At 67.0% G+C, this 5,536-nt stretch carries 6 protein-coding genes and 1 pseudogene; 2 read left to right on the forward strand and 5 right to left on the reverse strand.

Annotation, left to right across the window (positions count from 1 at the left end):
* From ACLL81_RS06350 to ACLL81_RS06365, 4 genes and pseudogenes are all read right to left on the reverse strand, one after another.
* A pseudogene (locus ACLL81_RS06350) lies at window positions 1–193 on the reverse strand (hypothetical protein); the annotation flags it as partial.
* A gap of 96 nt (window positions 194–289) precedes the next feature.
* The gene (locus ACLL81_RS06355) at window positions 290–1,129 is read right to left on the reverse strand and encodes an NAD(P)H-hydrate dehydratase (protein WP_411287506.1); all 840 of its coding nucleotides are present in this window, start codon (window positions 1,127–1,129) and stop codon (window positions 290–292) included.
* Between the two features lies 1 nt (window position 1,130).
* Entirely contained in the window at window positions 1,131–1,700 is a 570-nt protein-coding gene (locus ACLL81_RS06360) for a histidine phosphatase family protein (protein WP_411287507.1), read from the reverse strand.
* 4 nt (window positions 1,701–1,704) lie between these two features.
* Window positions 1,705–3,240, reverse strand: coding sequence for an acetyl-CoA acetyltransferase (locus ACLL81_RS06365; protein ID WP_411287508.1), 1,536 nt, complete (start codon window positions 3,238–3,240; stop codon window positions 1,705–1,707).
* 232 nt (window positions 3,241–3,472) lie between these two features.
* Here ACLL81_RS06365 and ACLL81_RS06370 point away from each other — a divergent pair, with 232 nt between their 5' ends.
* Both ACLL81_RS06370 and glnA read left to right on the forward strand, forming a co-directional pair.
* Complete coding sequence (locus ACLL81_RS06370; RefSeq protein ID WP_411287509.1) at window positions 3,473–3,811, forward strand: P-II family nitrogen regulator; 339 nt, start codon at window positions 3,473–3,475, stop codon at window positions 3,809–3,811.
* A 42-nt stretch (window positions 3,812–3,853) separates the two neighbouring features.
* Complete coding sequence (glnA, locus tag ACLL81_RS06375) at window positions 3,854–5,263, forward strand: type I glutamate--ammonia ligase (RefSeq protein ID WP_411287510.1); 1,410 nt, start codon at window positions 3,854–3,856, stop codon at window positions 5,261–5,263.
* Between the two features lie 67 nt (window positions 5,264–5,330).
* On the opposite strand, the gene ACLL81_RS06380 is transcribed toward glnA, so the two are convergent.
* A partial coding sequence (locus ACLL81_RS06380; protein ID WP_411287511.1) for a hypothetical protein occupies window positions 5,331–5,536 on the reverse strand: 206 nt, incomplete at its 5' end.

Raw genomic sequence — 5,536 nt, forward strand, 5'->3', positions numbered from 1 at the left:
CGAGGGCGGCGGCGTACTGCTCCGACGCCTTGTCCACCGTCTGCTGGCGGTACTTGTCCCAGCCCCAATAGGCGAGCGCCGCGATCAGGGCGGCGGCAAGGACGGCCAGCACCCACGGCAGGGCTTTGCGCGCAAGGGTCCGGTAGCGGTCGGAGCGAAGCTGCTCCTCGACCTCTTCAAACAGATCGGCCACGAATGGGGACTCCGGACTTCAGAAAACGGGGTGTCGGACAGAGGGCGCGAACCTATAGCGCGCCGTCCTGCGCTGCAACGCTTGCGGCGTCGCCACTCAACGCTCGTCGTAGAGCCGGCGCAGGACCGCAGGCGCAAGCCCCGGCAGGTCCTCGGATATCAGGCCGGGCCCGTGCAGCTCGGCGGCCTCCGCATGGATCCAGGCCGCCGCGCAGGCCGCCTCGAAGCTCTCCATGCCCTGGGCCACTAGGCCGCCGATAAAGCCTGCCAGCACGTCCCCCGACCCGGCGGTGGCCAGCCAGGGCGAACCGTTGAGGTTGACCACGGCCCGGCCGTCCGGCGCGGCGATCACGGTCTCCGGACCCTTCAGCAGGACGACCGCGTCGGCCCGCTGCGCCGCCTGGCGGGCCGCCGCCACCCGATCAGGCGCCGCGGCGAGCATGCCCGGGAACAACCGCTCGAACTCGCCGTCATGGGGGGTGAGCACATCGTCGCGGTCCAGGACCGAGAACAGCTCTTCTGGATCGTTGCGGAATACGGTGATGGCGTCGGCGTCCAGCACCAAGGCGGCGCCGGTGCGCGCCAGCGCCAGGACGTTGAGCAGGGTGTTTTCGCTGACGCCGGCCGCCGGCCCGATGACGGCGACGTCCACGTCGCCGGCGGCCTGCTCTAACTCCAGGTCGGTGTCGAACGGCCGCAGCATCACGGCTTCCAGGTGGCCGGCGTTGGACGCCAGCGCCTCGGGCGGGGAATAGAGCGTGACCAGACCCGTACCAATCCGCAGGGCTGCGCGGGCGGCGAGCCGGGCGGCGCCGGTGCTCCAGGCGTCGCCGCTGACCACGATCAGCCGTCCGCGGACGTGCTTGTGGGCGTCCTTCGCCGGCCACGGGAACCGCAGCGCCCAAAGCTCCGGGCCGTTTTCCAGGGGCGCGGACAAGCTAGAGCACGCCCGTCACGGCCTCGGGGCCCTTCGCCACCAGGGTGAGGGTCTCGCCGTCGGTTTCGAACACGCTGATCGAGGCGTGGTCCGGGCGGAAGGTCAGCACCTTGTCCTCGCCGGCCAGTTTCGACACCGCCGCGTTGATCGCCACATAGTGGGAAAAGACAGCCGCGCCACCACGGCCCGCCAGGTAGCGGACGATCGCCGTGCGCCAGCCTTCGTAGTCGAGGTCGCCCTCGATCTCGCGCCAGGTCCCACCAAACGCCTTTCGCAGCCATCCCGGACGGTCGGCGGCGGCCAGGGCCCGGGGAGTTGGGATCTCGCCCACCACGGGATCGATCTCGACCTCGACGCCCAGAGCCTCCGCGGTGGGCTGAGCGGTCTCGCGGCAGCGGCGCAGCGGCGAACTTACCACCCGCGAGGGTCGTTCCCCGGGCGGCAGGGCCAGCAGCCAGTCGCGGGCGGCGTTCGCCTGCGCCTTGCCGGCGGCGTCGAGACCCGGGTCGTCGTCTTTCCCGCCCCAGACGGCGGCGGGCTTGCCATGGCGGATCACATAGAGGCGCGACATCAGCTCAATCCGGGGTGAAGAGGTTGGTCAAGCCGTCGTCGGAGGGCCGGACGGAGCCACCGCGGCCGACCTGCTCGACGGCCTCGAAAGCCGCCAGCGTCGCCGGATCGTCGGGGGTATTGGCGACGAACCGACGGCCGGCCTCGTCGCGCCCGACCACGATCCCCATGAACGGTCCCTCCCGCCGGTGAACGACGGTGTAGGTCTCGATGGTGGCGTGACCTTCGGGTTTCTCGATGACCTGGGGGTGCGGCAGAGCGTCGATCTGGCGCTGCAGGATGGCAGGATCCTGGCGTTCGAAGGGCTTGCCCGGCCGCGTGGTCGAATAGACGCCGGTGGACTGCTTGGTGAGATACCAGCCGTTGGCGGTGACCAGCCCGTGGGCGCCGGGCCGGGCGCGAAGCTTCTGCATCATCACCGCGATGGAGTGCATGGCGTAGTTGTTGCCGGGCCCACCCGCGTAGGGCAGTCCGCCGGTGACCGTCAGGCCGCGGGGATCGTCCAGCGCCAAGCCCAGCTCCTCCGCGCCGATCTCCACCGCCACGGGGAAGCAGGAATAGAGGTCGATCAGGTCGATGGCGTCGAGGCCCACGCCGGCCATCTCCAGGGCCTGCTGCCCGGTGAGCCGCATGGCGGGGCTGGAGTGATAGTCCTGCCGGTCAATGGGGTTCCACAGGTCGGCGGCGTCGGCGCAGCCGTGCAGATAGACCCATTTGTCTTCCGGCACGCCCAGTTCGCGGGCCTTGGCCTCGCTGGCCAGGATCACGCCGGCGGACTGGTCGACCTCCATGATGGCGTTCAGTAGCTTGGTGTAGGGAAAGCCCACCATGCGGTTCTTCTCGGAGACCGCGACCAACTCCTCGGCGCTGCGGGCTACCGGGAACCACGCCTCCGAATTCTGCGCGGCGACCTCGGTGAACGGTGCAAACAGGCGGCCCAGACGCTGCTGGTGGTCCCCGATCGACCGGCCGTCGCGGGCCCTGAGCGCGTTCTCGAACAGGGGATAGGTGTTGATCGGTCGATTGAGGCCGTGGCGCGCCTCGTAGGGGGTCACCCCGGGTCGCGGATCGCCGATGCGCTCGGGCGCGGGCAGGCTGTCGTCCTCCCGCCAGTCGTCAAACCCCAGACCACGGGTCAGCCGCTTGACCGCCGAGCCCAGGAACTCACAGCCAACGGCAAGCGCCAGGTCGGCCTCCCCCCTGGCGATCCGTTCGGAGAGCACATTGACCAGTTGCTGGGGGGTGTTGCCGCCCATGTGCGAATAGACGCTCCAGGTCGGCGCGGCGCCCAGTTCGGCGGCAAGGCTGGCCGGCGGATTGCTAGAGTGGGGAACGGTTCGGCCTGAGCCTGGCGCGTCGATGGTGAAGCCCGGCACGGCCAGGCTGTCGATCGCGGCCAGCCCCGCGGCGCCGATGCCGGCGTCCCGCGCGGCCTTTTCCGCCGCAATCTTCAGCAATGCGGTCGGCGACGGCGACGCGCCGGGATCGCCCCGGTACGTGAATTGACCCGCTCCGATGAGAACTGGGGTTCGATCGCCCATGCCTGCCCGCCTCCGACGCCTGCGAGCCGCGATCCTAGGCGCCGAAACCGCACTCACAAGGCGTTTCCGCGACTGATCGGTTTTTGGCCTGGTGGCGCCCGTTTTTCGGGCGTTCGCCGTTTTGAGAGGCGCCCGGACCGCGGTTGCGCTTCAGTGTGCTTGTGAATCTCGCCCCGCCCGTGCTCCGTCCCGCCGAGCGCCGGGACGGCGTCATCCGAGTGCAAGCCAAGCCATGAAGAAGATCGAAGCCATCATCAAGCCGTTCAAGCTGGACGAGGTGAAGGAGGCCCTGCAGGAGCTGGGCGTCCAGGGCATGACGGTGATCGAAGCGAAGGGCTATGGGCGCCAGAAGGGCCAGACCGAGCTTTACAGAGGCGCCGAGTACGTCGTCGACTTCCTCCCCAAGATCAAGATCGAGGTGGTGATCGCCGATGACCAGCTCGACCGCGTGCTCGAGGCCATCTCCGGGGCGGCGCGCACCGGCCGCATCGGCGACGGCAAGATCTTCATCTCCGACGTCCTGGACGTCATGCGCATCCGAACGGGCGAAACCGGCCCAGCCGCGGTCTGACCGCGGCGACCATCGACACACAGAGAACAGGGGATAACGACCATGGCTTCCGCCAAAGACATCCTGAACCAGATCAAGGAGAAGGATGTCAAATACGTCGACGTGCGCTTCACCGACATCCGCGGGAAGATGCAGCACGTGACTTTCGACATCGATCTGGTCGACGAGGACTTCCTCACCGACGGCACCATGTTCGATGGCTCGTCCATCGCTGGCTGGAAGGCGATCAACGAAAGCGACATGAAGCTGCGGCCGGACCTGAGTTCGGCGATCATCGATCCGTTCTACCAACAGACCACGCTGGCGCTGTTCTGCGACGTCGTGAACCCCGACACCGGCACGCCCTACAACCGCGATCCGCGCTCCATCGCCAAGGCGGCGCTGAACTTCGTCAAGTCATCGGGGATCGGCGACACGGTGTTCTTCGGTCCCGAGGCCGAGTTCTTCATCTTCGACGACGTGAAGTGGTCGGTCCTGCCGCACGACACCAGCTACTCCTACGATAGCTCCGAGCTGCCGGTGAACTCCAAGAAAGACTACGCCGAGGGCAACATGGGCCACCGCCCGGGGCCCAAGGGCGGCTACTTCCCGGTCAATCCTGTGGACTCAGCCCAGGATCTGCGCGGCGAGATGCTGGCGGTGATGGGCGAGCTGGGCATGAAGCCGGAGAAGCACCACCACGAGGTGGCGCCGGCCCAACACGAGCTCGGCCTGAAGTTCGACACCATGGTGGTGATGGCCGACCGGCTGCAGCTCTACAAGTACGTGATCCACAACGTGGCTCACGCCTACGGCAAGACGGCCACCTTCATGGCCAAGCCGATGTTCGCCGACAACGGCTCGGGCATGCACGTGCACCAGTCAATCTGGGCCGACGGCAAGCCGCTGTTCGCCGGCGACGAGTACGCCGGCCTGTCGCAGATGTGCCTCTGGTACATCGGCGGCATCATCAAGCACGCCAAGGCGATCAACGCCTTCTCCAACTCGACGACCAACAGCTACAAGCGCCTGGTCCCGGGCTATGAAGCGCCCGTGCTGCTCGCTTATTCGGCGCGCAACCGTTCGGCCTCGTGCCGCATTCCTTATGGTGCCGGAGAAAAGGCCAAGCGCGTTGAAATCCGTTTCCCCGATGCCATGGCGAACCCTTACCTGTGCTATGCCGCGCTGCTGATGGCCGGTCTCGACGGGATCCGGAACAAGATCCATCCGGGCGAGGCCATGGACAAGAACCTCTATGATCTGCCCCCGCGCGAGCTCAAGAAGGTTCCGACTGTCTGCGGTTCACTGCGCGAGGCACTTGACGCGCTGAACAAGGACCATGCTTTCCTGCTTGAAGGCGGCGTCTTCACCAAGGACCAGATCGAAGCCTACATCGAGATGAAGTGGCCCGAAGTGATGCGCTGGGAAACCACGCCATCGGCGGTCGAATTCGACATGTACTACAGCTGGTAAGCTGCTGTCATCGATACAGAAATGGGGCGTCCGGAGCGATCCGGGCGCCCTTCTTCATGCCGGTTTCTCAGTAGTCTTTGCTGATCCGCACATTGACGCTTTCCCGCCCGGCAGTGGAGATCGCCGAGAGCAGAGAAAGCCAGCTCGTCACCCGGAATTCCAGTTGAGTGGCGCTGTAGCCGCGCCCGTCGGTGATGACTTCGGCATAGAGGCGGCGCGTAATGTTCTTGCCCGCGGCGATACTCGTGCCGCGCCCGAGCGCAGCATCCGCAG

The sequence above is a fragment of the Phenylobacterium sp. genome, assembly GCF_046590535.1.
In the GTDB taxonomy this organism is placed as follows: domain Bacteria; phylum Pseudomonadota; class Alphaproteobacteria; order Caulobacterales; family Caulobacteraceae; genus Phenylobacterium.